This window comes from Streptomyces sp. LZ34 (assembly GCF_053890475.1).
On the sequence record NZ_CM132680.1, the window covers coordinates 4,275,770 to 4,289,825 of the forward strand.

Here is a 14,056-nt window from a genome sequence, read left to right on the forward strand (position 1 = left end):
CGCCTGGTGAGACGCCTGGTGAGACGCTCGATGAGATGCCCGGCTGAAAAGGCCTCATGACCGCAGCCCCGCTGCGCAAGCTGGGAAAGGATCAAGCTGGGAAAGGATTCCGCATCCGCATGAGCACGCCCTCCCCCGCCGGCCGCCGTCCGCGCATCGGCATCGGCGGCGTCTCCGCCCCCTCCAGCACCTTCAGCCCGCACCGCACCGGATACGACGACTTCCGCGTCACCCGCGGCGCCGGGCTGCGGGACCGCTACCCCTGGGCCCGGCCGGACGGCGAGCTGAGCGGCCTGGTGGAGTGGGTGCCGCTGGTCCACGCCGGGGCCCCGGCGGGCGGGCCGGTCGAGCCGGAGGCGTACCGCCGCCTCAAGACCGAGCTGGTGGACCGCGTACGGCAGGCGGGCCCCCTCGACGGCCTCGTCCACGACATCCACGGCGCGATGAGCGTGGTCGGCCTGGACGACGCCGAGGCCGATCTGACCGACGCGGTACGAGAGACCCTCGGCCCCGGCGCGCTGATCTCCGCCGCGATGGACCCGCACGGCAATGTCTCGCGCCGGCTCGCCGGGCGGCTGGACCTGATCACCGCGCACCGCCTCGCCCCGCGCCAGGACGCCGGCCGGACCCGCGAGCGCGCCGCCCGCAAGCTCGTCGAACGCCTCGTCGCGGGCAAGGGCCGCCCGCACCTGGCCTGGGTGCAGGTGCCGGTCCTGCTGCCCGGCGAGCGGACCAGCCCTCGCCTGGAGCCCGCCAAGTCGCTGTACGGGCGGCTGGGCTCCATCGAGGAGCTGGACGGCATCGTGGACGCGGCGGTCTGGGCCGGCTGCCCCTGGGCCGACGAGCCGCGCTGCAAAGCGGCCGTCGTCGTGACCGGCGACGACCCCGTCCTCGCCGTCGAGCAGGCGCGCTCGCTGGCCAAGGAGTACTGGGATCTGCGCCGCGACTTCGTCTTCGCCGGCCCCGCAGGCGACGCCGACGCATGCGTCGGGGCGGCCGTCGCCTCCCCCGCCCGCCCGTTCCTCATCAGCGACTCAGGCGACAACCCGGCGGCGGGCGGCGCGGGCGACCTCGCGTACATGCTGCGGCGGCTGCTGGCCAACGAGGACCTGGCTGCGGGGCGCGCCACCGCGCTGCACCCCGGTATCACCGACCCGGCGGCGGTCGCGGAGTGCTTCGCCGCGGGCGTCGGCGCGACGGTGCGGCTGTCGGTCGGCGGCGCGTACGGCGGCGGAGCGTACGGAACGGGCGCCGCGTGCGAGCCGTACGCGCTCACCGGCGAGGTCGTGGCCCTCCGAGAGGCCGACGAGGTCGGCGGCGACCTGGCCGCCGTGCGCCGCGGCGGGGTGACCGCGGTCCTGGTCAGCCGCCGCAAGCCGTTCCGTACCCGCGCGGACTTCGGCGAGTTGGACCCGCGCGGATACGACCTGGTCGTCGTGAAGGCAGGCTGCCCGGAGCCGGAGCTGTACGACCTGGCGGCCGACTGGCGCCTGGCCCTCACCCCGGGCGGCGTCGACCAGGACCTGGCCCGGCTGGGCCACCGCCGCGTGGAGCGCCCGCTGTTCCCCTTCGACCCGGACATGCCGGCCCCGGACCTCGCACCGGAGCTGCTGTAGCCGTAGCTCTGCGGTGCGGGACGGGCTTTGCCCCTACCTGCGGGCGGGGTCGCGGGTCAGGTGACGCGAGGAGGCGCAAAGCCCGACGGCGGGGCGCGCCCCCAGGGCACACCCCGCCGCCGCGTCCGGGACGCTCAGCCCTGGACGCCGAGCTTCTCCAGGATCAGCTCGCGCACCCGCGCCGCGTCGGCCTGGCCGCGTGTGGCCTTCATGACCGCGCCCACCAGCGCGCCCGCGGCCGCGACCTTGCCGCCGCGGATCTTGTCGGCGATGGCCGCGTTGCCCGCGATGGCCTCGTCGACGGCGGCGCCGAGCGCGCCCTCGTCCGAGACGACCTTCAGGCCGCGGGCCTGGACGACCGCGTCCGGGTCGCCCTCGCCCGCCAGCACGCCCTCGATGACCTGGCGCGCCAGCTTGTCGTTGAGCGAACCCTCGGCGACCAGGGCGCACACGCGCGCGACCTGGGCCGGGGTGATCGGCAGGGACGCGAGGTCCACGCCGTCCTCGTTGGCCCGGCGGGCCAGCTCGCCCATCCACCACTTGCGCGCCGACGCGGCGTCGGCGCCCGCGTCGATCGTGGCGGTGATCAGCTCGATCGCGCCCGCGTTGAGGACGGACCGCATCTCGTGCCCGGAGATGCCCCACTCCTCGCGCAGCCGGTTGCGGCGCACCCGCGGCAGCTCCGGCAGGGCGCCCCGCAGCTGCTCCACCCACTCCCGGGAGGGAGCGACCGGCACCAGGTCCGGCTCGGGGAAGTAGCGGTAGTCCTCCGCCTCCTCCTTGACCCGGCCGGGCGTCGTGGAGCCGTCCTCCTCGTGGAAGTGACGGGTCTCCTGGATGACGGTGCCGCCGCCGCTGAGCACGGCGGCCTGGCGCTGGACCTCGAAGCGGGCCGCGCGCTCGACGGAGCGCAGCGAGTTGACGTTCTTCGTCTCGGAGCGGGTGCCGAACTTGTCGGCGCCGTGCGGCCGCAGCGACAGGTTCACATCGCAGCGCATCTGGCCCATCTCCATGCGCGCCTCGGAGACCCCGAGCGCCTTGATGAGCTCGCGCAGCTCCGCGACATACGCCTTGGCGACCTCCGGGGCCCGGTCCCCGGCCCCCTCGATCGGCTTGGTGACGATCTCGATGAGCGGGATGCCGGCCCGGTTGTAGTCGAGGAGGGAGTGCTGGGCGCCGTGGATACGGCCCGTCGCGCCGCCCACGTGGGTGGACTTGCCGGTGTCCTCCTCCATGTGGGCGCGCTCGATCTCGACCCGGAAGACCTCGCCGCCGTCGATCTCGACGTCCAGATAGCCGTTGAAGGCGATCGGCTCGTCGTACTGCGAGGTCTGGAAGTTCTTCGGCATGTCCGGATAGAAGTAGTTCTTCCGGGCGAAGCGGCACCACTCGGCGATCTCGCAGTTCAGCGCGAGACCGATCTTGATGGCGGACTCGACGCCGGTCTCGTTGACGACCGGGAGCGAGCCGGGCAGGCCGAGGCAGGTGGGACAGGTCTGCGCGTTGGCCTCGGCGCCCAGCGCCGTGGAGCAGCCGCAGAACATCTTGGTCATGGTGCCGAGCTCGACGTGGACCTCGAGCCCCATCACGGGGTCGTAGGCGGCGAGGGCGTCCTCGTACGACACCAGTTCAGTGACGGTCACAGAAAACTAACCTCTCAGTCCGCCAGGACGTCGTCGTCGCCCATGCGCTTGAGCTCTCGGACGAGCAGAGCGACGGTGGTGACGATCGCGGCGGCCGAGACCACCGCGTCGACCAGCTGGAGCTTGTCGTTCTCGGATCGGGCCTTCTTGACCTGCTTGGCCACGCTCACCGCGCCGAAGAGCGAGGAGCCGATGGACAGGTAGGTGCCGGGCTTGGACTTCTTGAAGCTCTTGGCCTTCTTCAACGCACTCACAGTGACTGTGCCTCCTCAAGGAGCGGGTGGCCCCACTTGTCGACGAACGCGGCCTCGACCGCGGCACCCACCTTGTAGAGCCGGTCGTCGGCCAGGGCGGGAGCGATGATCTGCAGGCCGACCGGCAGACCGTCCTCCGGCGCCAGGCCGCAGGGCAGCGACATGGCCGCGTTCCCCGCGAGGTTCGCCGGAATGGTGCACAGATCGGCCAGATACATGGCCATCGGGTCGTCCACGCGCTCGCCGATCGCGAAGGCGGTGGTCGGGGTGGTCGGCGAGACCAACACGTCCACCTGCTCGAAGGCGCGCTGGAAGTCCTGGGTGATCAGGGTGCGGACCTTCTGCGCGGAGCCGTAGTACGCGTCGTAGTAGCCGGAGCTGAGCGCGTACGTACCGAGCATGATCCGGCGCTTGACCTCGGGGCCGAAGCCCTCCGCGCGGGTGAGCGCGGTGACGTCCTCGGCGGACCTCGACCCGTCGTCGCCGGCCCGCAGGCCGTAGCGCAGACCGTCGAAGCGGGCCAGGTTGGACGAGCACTCGGACGGCGCGATCAGGTAGTAAGCGGCCAGCGCCTTGTCGAAGGACGGGCAGGACAGCTCCACGACCTCGGCGCCGAGCTCGCGCAGCAGCTCCACCGACTCGTTGAAGCGCTGCACGACGCCGGCCTGGTAGCCCTCGCCGCTGAACTCCTTCACCACGCCGATGCGCATGCCGCGCACGCTGCCGTTGCGGGCGGCCTCGACGACCGGCGGAACCGGGGCGCTGATGGAGGTCGAGTCGAGCGGGTCGTGCCCGGCGATGACCTCGTGCAGCAGTGCCGCGTCCAGCACGGTCCTGGCGCACGGGCCGCCCTGGTCCAGGGAGGAGGAGAAGGCCACCATGCCGTAGCGGGACACCCCGCCGTACGTCGGCTTGACGCCGACCGTGCCGGTCACGGCGGCGGGCTGGCGGATCGAGCCGCCGGTGTCGGTCCCGATGGCGAGCGCGGCCTGGAAGGAGGCCAGCGAGGCGGAGGAGCCGCCGCCGGAGCCACCGGGGATGCGGGTGAGGTCCCAGGGGTTGTTGGTGGGGCCGAACGCGCTGTTCTCCGTCGACGACCCCATGGCGAACTCGTCCATGTTGGTCTTGCCGAGGATCACCACGCCCGCGTTCTTCAGGCGGGTGACCAGCGTCGCGTCGTACGGTGGGATCCACCCTTCGAGGATCTTGGAACCGACCGTGGTCGGGATCCCCTTGGTGGTGAAGATGTCCTTCAGCGCGAGCGGAACGCCGGCCAGCGGGCCGAGCTCCTCGCCGCGGGCGCGCTTGTCGTCCACGGCGCGGGCCTGCGCCAGCGCGCCCTCGCGGTCCACGTGCAGGAAGGCGTGCACCTTCTCGTCGACGGCCTCGATACGGGCCAGGTGCGCCTCGGTCACCTCGACGGCGGTGACCTCGCCGGAGGCGATCTTCTCGGCGATGCCGGAGGCGGTGAGCTTGGTCAGATCAGCCATGCGGGTCACTCCTCCCCCAGGATCTGCGGCACCTTGAATCGCTGCTGCTCCTGGGCGGGGGCGCCGGACAGCGCCTCCTGCGGGGTCAGCGACGGACGGACCACGTCCGGGCGCATGACATTGGTCAGCGGCAGCGGGTGGGAGGTCGGCGGTACGTCTTGGTCGGCGACCTCGGAGACGCGGGCGACCGCGCCAATGATGTCGTCGAGCTGTCCGGCGAAGTGCTCAAGCTCTTCGTCCTTCAGCTCCAGACGTGCCAGCCGGGCGAGGTGGGCGACCTCCTCGCGCGTGATGCCAGGCATGCAGCGATCCTCAGGGTGAGTGTGGAGAGTTTTCGCCCTAATCCTATGGCTCCGGCCACGCTGGGAGCGAAACGCTTTCCCCAGCCGCCCCGTACCGCCACATCGGCGCAGCCCCCGGGTTGGGAAGGGGCGGCGGGGTGGGGCGGTGGTGTGGGAAATCTGCCGGGCTATGTGACCGGCTGGTCCGCGTCCTCGTCGGCCACCGCGGCCGCGGTGGCGGCCGGGGCCGGGGCCGAGGAGGGGGAGGGGGTGGCCGCCGGGGCCGCGGACGCCACCGCGGCGGGGTCCTCGCGGTGCCAGCCGCCTTCGCCGCGGGCCCGCAGCCACGCCGTCGTCTCGTCGGGCGGCATCGCCGCCGCGACCAGCCATCCCTGCACGGCGTCGCAGCCCAGATCCCGCAGCCGCTCCCAGGTCTCGTCGTCCTCGACGCCCTCCGCGACGACCAGCAGCCCCAGCGAGTGGGCGAGGTCGACCGTGCAGCGGACGATCTCCGCGTCCTCGGTGTCGACGGCCAGCCGGGCCACGAACGACCGGTCGATCTTGAGCTCGCTCACCGGCAGCCGCCGCAGGTGGACCAGCGAGGAGTAGCCTGTGCCGAAGTCGTCGAGGGACATCCGCACGCCGTGTCCGGTGAGGCTGGCCAGCGTGTCGGCGGCCCGCTGCGGGTCCTCGAGCAGGACGTGCTCGGTGATCTCCAGCTGGAGGGCGCCCGCCGGGACGCCGTGGCGGGCGAGCCGCCCGGCGACCGCGCCGGCGAAGCCGGGGCTGTGCACATCACGCGGCGAGACGTTGACCGCGACGGGTACGTCCAGGCCGTCGGCGCGCCATCGGGCGACCTGGCCGAGCGCGGTCTCCAGGACGTACTCGGTGAGCCGGGGCATCAGCCCGGAGGTCTCGGCCATGGAGATGAACTCGTCCGGGGGGACCCGCCCCCGGACGGGGTGGACCCATCGGACGAGCGCCTCCAGGCCGGCGACATGCCCGTCGAAGCCGACCTTGGGCTGGTAGTGGAGCTCGACGTCGCCCGCGTCCAGCGCGCGTCGCAGATCGCCGAGCAGGCCGAGCCGGTCGGGGGTGTTGCCGTCGCGCCGGGCCTCGTACAGCTCGACGCCGCTGCGGTCACGCTTGGCCTGGTACATGGCGACGTCCGCGCGGCGCAGCAGCCCTTCGGCGTCGAGCGCGTGGTCGGGGTAGACGGCGACGCCGGCGCTGGCCTCCAGGACCAGGGTGAGCCCGTCCAGGTCCAGCGGCGAGCCGAGGTCGCCGACCAGGCTGCGGGCCGCCCGCTGGGCGCTGGTCAGCGAGTCGGTGGTGGGCAGCAGCACCGCGAACTCGTCGCCGCCGAGCCGCGCGACCTCCGCCCCGCGCGGCAGCGCGAGCCGCAGCCGGTCCGCGATCTGAAGCAGCAGCCGGTCGCCCGCCAGATGGCCCAGGGTGTCGTTGACCGAGCGGAAGCGGTCGAGGTCGAGCAGGACCAGCGCGCTGCGCGTGCCGCTCCGCTCGGCCTCGTCCAGCGCGGTCCAGGTGCGCTCGAGCAGCCACTGGCGGTTGGGCAGTCCGGTGAGCGGGTCGCGCAGCTGCTCCTCGGCGCGCACCCGGGCGATCCACAGTGTGGAGTCGAGGGCGATCAGGGGCACCGCGAACAGCGGGAGCAGCAGGGGCATCTCATCGGCGACGACGACGATGAGCGGGGCGATGCCGAGCAGCGCGATGCCGACGAGGGCCTGCCGGACGAGGGCGGTGCGGGCGAGGGTGGGCAGTCCGGCGCCGGGCGGAGCGAGGGAGTACCAGAGCAGGGCGCGGGTCACCGCGAGATAGCCGAAGGCGGCCAGGGCCGTCTGGGGGATGGCGGACATCTCCCAGCTCGCCGGCCGCCAGGGGTGCTCGACGGTGGGGACGGTGCCGAAGGCGGCGAGGGTCAGGGCGGCCGTGCCGACGCCGAGGATGTCGACCGCGCCGTGCAGTGCCGCCTGCCGCCAGCGGTGCCGCCGGGCGGCACCGACCAGGACGACGACGGCGAGGCTGACGAGCCCGGCCGGGAGCCAGCCGTACAGCAGCAGCGCGGCCAGGGTTAACGCGGCGCCGGATCCGGTGCCGCCCCACCAGCGGTCGCGGCCCATGGCGACCAGATGGCCGACGATGATTCCGGTGAGGACGGCGAGGGACCACCCCGCCGTGCCGTCGGGAAAGAGCGCATGGCCCGCGTCGAGCACCCGGAATACCCCGATGCCGAGTGCGAAAGCCGCCATGGCGACCGCCGCGGCGGGCAGCGCGGGCAGTACGAGCCGGCGCAGCCGCGACGCCGGGGCGGCGCTTTCGGTCGGTTTCATACCCGTCCCTCTCACAGCCGGCGGTGCCAGCGCCACGGCAGGCGCACACCATCAACAGTAGGCGGCAGATGGCTTTGCCGGGCGGCGATCGGCGACGGTTGCCCGAATGCCGCTCGACGATCCATAACCATCTGGTATGCGCTGTAAGGGTGATGCCCGCTCGCTATGCCCGGGAAGTGCTCCCGGTCGTATTCCGGCCAGGTTGGACCGGAACCCGCTCGGTACTCCACCGAACAGTTCGGCTGGACGGGTGATGCGGAGTCATCCGAGAGTCATCCGGATGACTCTGTTGACTCCGCTGACTCCGCTGACTCCGCCGGCGCCATCGCGGCCTCTCTCGCGGCCTCGGGCCCCTGTTCGAGCAGGACCGCAAATCCATCCTCATCGAGCACAGGAACCTTCAACTGCATGGCTTTGTCGTACTTCGATCCTGGATTGTCGCCGACAACAACAAAACTGGTCTTCTTCGAAACGGAACCCGCGACTTTGGCACCGCGGTTCTGTAGCGCGTCCTTCGCCCCGTCCCGCGTGTGCGATTGCAGGGTGCCCGTGACCACGACGGTGAGCCCTTCGAGCGGCCGCGGCCCCTCGTCCTCGGCCGCCTCCTCCTCCAGCCGCACCCCGGCCCGCCGCCACTTCTCCACGATCTCGCGGTGCCAGTCCTCGGCGAACCACTGCTTGACCGAGGCCGCGATGGTGGGCCCCACGCCCTCCACGGCGGCCAGCTCCTCCTCGCTCGCCTCGGCGATCCGGTCCAGCGAGCGGAACTCGCGGGCCAGCGCGGTCGCCGCGACCGGCCCGACATGACGGATCGAAAGACCGGTGATGATACGGGCCAGCGGGCGCTGCTTGGCCGCCTCGATGTTGGCCAGCATGGCAAGGGTGTTCTTCTTCGGCTCGCCCTTCTGATTGGCGAAGAAGGTGACGACTTTCTCCTCGCCGGTCTTGGGGTCGCGCTTGGGCAGTCCGCTGTCCGCGTCCAGTACGTACGACCTGATGGGCAGCAGCTGTTCGACCTTCAGCTCGAACAGATCACCCTCGTCCTTCAGCGGCGGTTCGGCGGGCTCCAGCGGCTGGGTGAGCGCCCCGGCGGCGACATAGCCGAAATTCTCGATGTCCAGGCACTTGCGGCCCGCGAGGTAGTAGACCCGCTCGCGGATCTGGGCCCGGCAGTATCGGGCGTTGGGGCAGCGCAGATCGACATCGCCCTCCTTCATCGGCTGTAGCGGAGTGCCGCACTCCGGGCACTCGGCGGGCATCACGAACTCCTGCTCGCTGCCGTCCCGCAGATCGACGACCGGCCCCACAATTTCCGGAATGACATCGCCCGCTTTGCGCAGCACGACGGTGTCGCCGATCAGCACGCCTTTGGCCTTGACGACGTCCTGATTGTGCAGGGTCGCGAATTCGACTTCCGAGCCCGCCACCGTGATCGGCTCGACCACCGCGAACGGCGTGACGCGCCCGGTGCGCCCGACGCCGACCCGGATGTCGACCAGTTTGGTGTTGACCTCCTCCGGAGGGAACTTCCAGGCGATGGCCCAGCGCGGCGCCCGCGAGGTGGAGCCGAGCCGCCCCTGTAGCGGGATCTCGTCGAGCTTGACGACGACGCCGTCGATCTCGTGCTCCAGCGAATGCCGCCGCTTGCCGTCCCCGTAATACGCGATGTACTCGCGGACGCCTTCGAGCGAATCCACGACCTTGTAATGCGCGGCCGTGGGCAGCCCCCACTCGTGCAGCAGCTCGTACGCCTGCGACTGCCGGTCGATGTCGAGGCCCTCGCGCGCGCCGATGCCGTGCACCACCATGCGCAGCGGGCGGCTCGCGGTGACCCTGGGGTCCTTCTGGCGCAGCGAGCCCGCCGCCGCGTTCCTCGGGTTGGCGAACGGCGGCTTCCCGGCCTCCACCAGCCGCGCGTTCAGCTCCTCGAAGCGCTCCCCGGGGAAGTAGACCTCGCCGCGGACCTCCACCAGCTCCGGAATCCGGTCGCCCTTCAGGCGGTCGGGGATCACGGAGATCGTCCGCACATTGGGCGTGATGTCCTCGCCGGTGCGGCCGTCGCCGCGGGTCGCGGCGCGGGTCAGCCGGCCCCGCTCGTACGTCAGGTTGACCGCGAGGCCGTCCACCTTGAGCTCGCACAGGAAGTGGTACGAGGTCTCCCCGAGCTCCTTGGCGATGCGCTCGGCCCAGGCGGCCAGCTCGTCGTCGTCGAAGGCGTTGTCCAGGCTGAGCATCCGCTCGCGGTGCTGAACCTCCGTGAACTCGGTCTCATATGCCCCCGCGACCTTCTGGGTCGGCGAATCGGGCGTCCTGAGCTCCGCGTACTCCTCCTCCAGCGCCTCCAGCCCGCGCAACAGCCTGTCGAACTCGGCGTCGCTGACGATCGGGGCGTCCTTGACGTAGTACCGGAAGCGGTGCTCCTCGACCTGCTCAGCGAGCTTGGCGTGCTTGTCCCGTACCTCGGCGGGCACTGTCGACTGCTGTTCGCCGGCCACCGTGTCGTCCTCCCGTTACTCAGGGTTTTCCGCGAGCGATCTCGCCGCCCGGACGCAGTGGGCCAGCGCGGCGCGCGCGTACGCGGGCGAGGCGCCCGCGAGGCCGCACGACGGGGTGACCACCACGGACTCGGCGAGAGTCCCCGGTGACAGCCCCAGCCTGCGCCACAGCGTCCTGACACCCATGACGCTACCCGCAGGGTCTGACAATGCGGCGTCGGTGCCGGGCACCGCGCCGACGAACAGCGAGGTGCCGCCCTCGACGGCCTCCCCGATCGCCTCCTCCTCACTCTCGGTGAGCAAGGAGAAGTCGAAGGACACCCCGGTGGCCCCGGCCCGCCGCAGCAGCCCGAAGGGCACGCCGGGCGCGCACGAGTGGACGACCACCGGCCCCTCCGCCACCGCGATCACATCCCGCAGCGCCCCCTCCAGCACGCCCCGGTCCACCGCGGCGTAGGTGCGATAACCGCTGGCCGTGCGGACCCGCCCGCGCGCCACCGCCATCAGGCCCGGCTCGTCAAGCTGTAGCACCACCTGGGCCCCCGGGATCCGGCGCCGCACCTCCTCCAGGTGGGCGCGCAGCCCCTCCACGAGCGAGGCGGTCAGGTCCCGGCAGGCGCCCGCGTCGTTCAGCGCGGCCTCGCCGCCCCGCAGTTCCAGCCCGGCGGCCAGGGTCCAGGGCCCGACGGCCGACACCTTGACCGCGCCCTGGTAGCCCTGAGTGAACTCCTCCAGGGCGTCCAGGTCCTCCCGCAGCCAGGAGCGCGCCCGCCGGGTGTCACGCCCGGGACGGTCGCTGATCCGCCAGCCGCTCGGCTCCACATGCGCGTACACCTCGACCAGCATCCCGGCGGTCCGCCCGATCATGTCCGCGCCGGGCCCGCGCGCGGGCAGCTCCGGCAGGTAGGGCAGCGCCTCCAGCGACCCGGTGACGGTCTTGGCGGCCTCCCGCGCGTCGCCGCCCGGCATCGACCCGACGCCGGTCGCGGCCCCGGCGCCCCAGCTCGGCTTGGTGGTGGTGTTCGCGTCGTTGGCGGTGTTCTTCTCGCTCACCCCGGAAGAGTACGAGCCTCAGGGCCGCTCGCGTGAACCGCTTGGCCGGCTCGCGGCGCCCGCAGGCCGAACCAGGCCAGCGCGGCGGCGGCCGCGTACGCCCCGCCGGCCAGCGCGAAGCAGGCCGCGGCGCCCGCGTACCAGCCGCCGGCGCCCGCGAGCACCGCGCCCATGACGGCGATGCCCACCAGCGTGCCGATCTGCCGGTTCGCGTTGAGCGTGGCCGAGGCGATGCTCGCGTGCTCGCGTCCGGCAGCGTCCATGAGGGCGCCGGTCATCGCCGGGGAGGCGACGCCGAGGCCGGTGTTGAAGGCGCCCAGGATCACGGCGAGCGCCCAATAGGGCAGCCCCGGGGAGAGGACGACCGCGAGGGCGATCGTCCCGGCCGCCGTGTACAGCAGCGACCCGGCGAGCGCGGCCCGGTTGCCCACCCGGTGCCCCACCCTGGCGTACAGGACATTGCCGAGCAGGAAGACCAGCTGGGTGGGGAGCAGTTGCAGGCCCGCCTCCATGGGGCTCGCGCCGCGCGCGTTCTGGAGGAAGAGCCCGAGCATGAACATCGCGCCGTAGCAGCCGAGGTTGAAGAGGAAGCCGACGGCGTTGGCGGTCGAGAAGTGCGCGTTGGCGAAGAGTTCGCCGGGCAGCACCCGGGCCCTCGTCCCCGCGGCCCGCTCCCGTACCGCGAAGGCGGCCCCGGCCAGCAGCGCGACCGCGAACGCGGCGAGCACCGGCGCCGCGCCCCACCCCGTCTCCGGCCCCTCGATGAGGCCGTACGCGAGCGCCGCGAGCGCGACCAGACCGAGCGCGTGCCCGCCCGCGCCCAACGGCATGGCCCGGCCGGGCAGCGGCGCGACGTAGCGGCGCGCGAGCGCCAGGGCGGCGAGCCCGACGGGCAGGTTGACCAGGAAGATGCTGCGCCAGCCGAGGCCGCCGACCAGCAGCCCGCCGACCGCGGGCCCCACTCCGGCCGCCGTCGAGACGATCGCGGACCAGATGCCCAGGACCCGGGTGCGCTCCGGGCCGCCCGGGAAGGCGTTCATGAGGAGGGTGAGCGAACTCGGCATGAAGAGCGCGGCCCCGGCCCCCTGCGCCAGCCGCCCGGCCACCAGCACGCCGGCGACCGGGGCCACCGCGCACACCAGCGAGGCCACGGTGAACAGCCCGAGCCCGGCCAGATAGATCCGCCGCGCCCCGAATCGGCCCGCCAGCGACCCGGCGAGCAGCAGCAGGGACGCGAAGACGAGGACGTAGCCGTCGACGACCCAGGTGAGGCCGGACAGGCTCAGATCCAGGCCGGACCGCAGCTGGGGCCCCGCGACGTTGATGATCGTCACATCCAGGGTCGCCATCACGAACCCGAGGGCCAGCGCGAGGAGTTGCACGCCCTGCCGCTTCGCCGCCTCTGCCTCTGTCGCTTTTGCTTTCGCTTTCGCTTTCGCGGGATGTTCGGGCTCGGCCGCCCGCCGCCGCGCCCTGTCCGTACGAGTGATCATGCACAGAAACTTACAGCTGTATTCATTACAGCTGCAATGGTGATAGCTGTAACTTTACTGAGCCCATACGAAAGCCCCCGGAACCCAAGGACTCGCCTGGGCTCCTGGGGGCTCCCGCGCCGCCTACCCCACCCGGTCGAGCGCCCTCAGCAGCTGCGTCCGCAGCTCATGGCGCCCCTGGTCGGTCAGGTGGTCCAGCGGCGAGTCCTTCCCCATCCGCCGCAGCAGATCCAGCCGCAGCTCCCGCCCCGCGTCGGTCAGGACCAGCTGCTTGGCCCTGCGGTCCGTGGGGTGCGGCTGCCGTACGACCAACCCCTGCTTCTCCATCTTGTCCATCACATACGTCACGTTCGGCGGCTCACAGCACAGCACCGCGGCCAGCTCCCGCGCCGTCTTCGGCTCCCCCAGCTCCTCCAGGGCCTTCGCCTGGGTGGGGGTGAGGCCGAGCTCGGCGATCCGGCTGCGCCGGTGCGCGTCCATCCGACGGGACAGCTCGGTGACGAGCCCCCGGATCTCCCTGACCCCGCACCCCGCCTGCTCGGCGGTCGCTCTCGCTTCGGCTTCGCTGCTCACCTCGTCAGCGTACGTCGGCGTGCGCGGTTCGCCGCCGACGCGTCGGGGCGCCTCGAACAACCGTCACCCCGCGCGACCGTCAGGCGAGCGGCCGCACCGACAGATCGGTGATCTCCGCGTCGCGCGGCAGGTCGAGGGCCGCGAGCACCGTCGTCGCGACGGACCCGGCCGTCATCCAGCGCTCCGGGTCGTACTCCTTGCCCTCCTGCTGGTGCACCTTGAGCTGCATCGGCGTGGCCGTACGCCCCGGATAGACCGTGGTCACCCGCACCCCGTGGCCGCTCTCCTCCCAGCGCAGCGCGTCGGCCAGCGCCTTGAGCCCGTGCTTGCTCGCCGCGTACGCGCCCCACTGGGCGCCGGCCCGCAGCCCCGCTCCGGAGTTGACGAAGACCACATGCCCCTGGGCCACCCGCAGCTGCGGCAGCAGCAGCCGGGTCAGCTCGGCGGGCGAGACCAGGTTGACGGCGAGCTGGCGGGTCCACAGCTTGGGGGTCAGCTCGCCGACCTCGCCGAGGTCCACCACACCGGCGATGTGCAACAGCGAGTCGAGCCGCTCGGGCAGCGTCTGGTGCCCCAGCGCCCAGGACAGCTTGTCCGGGTCCGCCAGGTCACCGACGACCGTACGGGCCCCGGGGAAGCGCCCCTCCAACTCCCGCGCCCGCCCGGCGTCGCGGGCCAGCAGCCACAGTTCCTCGCCCCGCTCGGCCAGCCGCTCGGTGACGGCCTCGCCGATGCCCGAGCCTGCTCCAGTGATCAGATGCGTTCCCATGCGTCCAGCTTGCCCCACCGGGTGAGCCCGCTGTGAGT

Annotated in this window: 11 protein-coding genes; 1 reads left to right on the plus strand and 10 read right to left on the minus strand. The window is 72.4% G+C overall.

The genetic code is table 11. From position 1 onward, the window contains the following. Positions 1–119 precede the first annotated feature (119 nt). Positions 120–1,616, plus strand: a complete 1,497-nt coding sequence (locus ACWY4P_RS16675; protein ID WP_456211334.1) for a M81 family metallopeptidase — start codon at positions 120–122, stop codon at positions 1,614–1,616. Positions 1,617–1,750: 134 nt separating this feature from the next. Here the strand turns inward: ACWY4P_RS16675 and gatB are convergent, their stop codons facing one another. The 10 genes from gatB to ACWY4P_RS16725 all read right to left on the minus strand — a co-directional run bounded on the left by gatB (position 1,751) and on the right by ACWY4P_RS16725 (position 14,018). Further along, positions 1,751–3,202, minus strand: a complete 1,452-nt coding sequence (gene gatB, locus ACWY4P_RS16680) for an Asp-tRNA(Asn)/Glu-tRNA(Gln) amidotransferase subunit GatB (protein ID WP_456212943.1) — start codon at positions 3,200–3,202, stop codon at positions 1,751–1,753. Positions 3,203–3,273: 71 nt separating this feature from the next. Beyond that, positions 3,274–3,513: a hypothetical protein gene (locus ACWY4P_RS16685; protein WP_456211335.1), complete on the minus strand. Its 240-nt coding sequence runs from the start codon at positions 3,511–3,513 to the stop codon at positions 3,274–3,276. Then, on the minus strand, positions 3,510–5,003 hold the full coding sequence (gatA, locus tag ACWY4P_RS16690; protein ID WP_456211336.1) for an Asp-tRNA(Asn)/Glu-tRNA(Gln) amidotransferase subunit GatA: 1,494 nt from the start codon (positions 5,001–5,003) through the stop codon (positions 3,510–3,512). Before gatA ends, ACWY4P_RS16685 begins: the two co-directional genes overlap by 4 nt. Positions 5,004–5,008: 5 nt before the next feature. Further along, positions 5,009–5,305: an Asp-tRNA(Asn)/Glu-tRNA(Gln) amidotransferase subunit GatC gene (gene gatC, locus ACWY4P_RS16695; RefSeq protein WP_319693890.1), complete on the minus strand. Its 297-nt coding sequence runs from the start codon at positions 5,303–5,305 to the stop codon at positions 5,009–5,011. A gap of 167 nt (positions 5,306–5,472) precedes the next feature. Continuing rightward, positions 5,473–7,635: a putative bifunctional diguanylate cyclase/phosphodiesterase gene (locus ACWY4P_RS16700; RefSeq protein WP_456211337.1), complete on the minus strand. Its 2,163-nt coding sequence runs from the start codon at positions 7,633–7,635 to the stop codon at positions 5,473–5,475. A 272-nt stretch (positions 7,636–7,907) separates the two neighbouring features. Then, complete coding sequence (gene ligA / locus ACWY4P_RS16705; RefSeq protein WP_456211338.1) at positions 7,908–10,130, minus strand: NAD-dependent DNA ligase LigA; 2,223 nt, start codon at positions 10,128–10,130, stop codon at positions 7,908–7,910. Positions 10,131–10,145: 15 nt separating this feature from the next. After that, positions 10,146–11,099, minus strand: coding sequence for a methionine synthase (locus tag ACWY4P_RS16710; protein ID WP_456212944.1), 954 nt, complete (start codon positions 11,097–11,099; stop codon positions 10,146–10,148). 80 nt (positions 11,100–11,179) lie between these two features. Continuing rightward, positions 11,180–12,676 (minus strand): MFS transporter, encoded by a 1,497-nt coding sequence (locus tag ACWY4P_RS16715; protein WP_456211339.1) that lies wholly within the window; start codon positions 12,674–12,676, stop codon positions 11,180–11,182. A 123-nt stretch (positions 12,677–12,799) separates the two neighbouring features. Beyond that, complete coding sequence (locus tag ACWY4P_RS16720) at positions 12,800–13,249, minus strand: MarR family winged helix-turn-helix transcriptional regulator (protein ID WP_456211340.1); 450 nt, start codon at positions 13,247–13,249, stop codon at positions 12,800–12,802. A gap of 79 nt (positions 13,250–13,328) precedes the next feature. Beyond that, the gene (locus ACWY4P_RS16725) at positions 13,329–14,018 is read right to left on the minus strand and encodes an SDR family oxidoreductase (RefSeq protein ID WP_456211341.1); all 690 of its coding nucleotides are present in this window, start codon (positions 14,016–14,018) and stop codon (positions 13,329–13,331) included. Between the last annotated feature and the right edge of the window lie 38 nt (positions 14,019–14,056).

What these genes read in the sequence shown, in the direction of transcription:
- ACWY4P_RS16675 (WP_456211334.1), top strand. Translation starts at nt 120, where the DNA reads ATGAGCACGCCCTCCCCCGCCGGCCGCCGTCCGCGCATCGGCATCGGC.
- gatB (WP_456212943.1), bottom strand. Translation starts at nt 3,202, where the DNA reads ATGGGGCTCGAGGTCCACGTCGAGCTCGGCACCATGACCAAGATGTTC.
- gatA (WP_456211336.1), bottom strand. Translation starts at nt 5,003, where the DNA reads ATGGCTGATCTGACCAAGCTCACCGCCTCCGGCATCGCCGAGAAGATC.
- gatC (WP_319693890.1), bottom strand. Translation starts at nt 5,305, where the DNA reads ATGCCTGGCATCACGCGCGAGGAGGTCGCCCACCTCGCCCGGCTGGCA.
- ACWY4P_RS16700 (WP_456211337.1), bottom strand. Translation starts at nt 7,635, where the DNA reads ATGAAACCGACCGAAAGCGCCGCCCCGGCGTCGCGGCTGCGCCGGCTC.
- ACWY4P_RS16710 (WP_456212944.1), bottom strand. Translation starts at nt 11,099, where the DNA reads ATGCCGGGCGGCGACGCGCGGGAGGCCGCCAAGACCGTCACCGGGTCG.
- ACWY4P_RS16715 (WP_456211339.1), bottom strand. Translation starts at nt 12,676, where the DNA reads ATGATCACTCGTACGGACAGGGCGCGGCGGCGGGCGGCCGAGCCCGAA.
- ACWY4P_RS16725 (WP_456211341.1), bottom strand. Translation starts at nt 14,018, where the DNA reads ATGGGAACGCATCTGATCACTGGAGCAGGCTCGGGCATCGGCGAGGCC.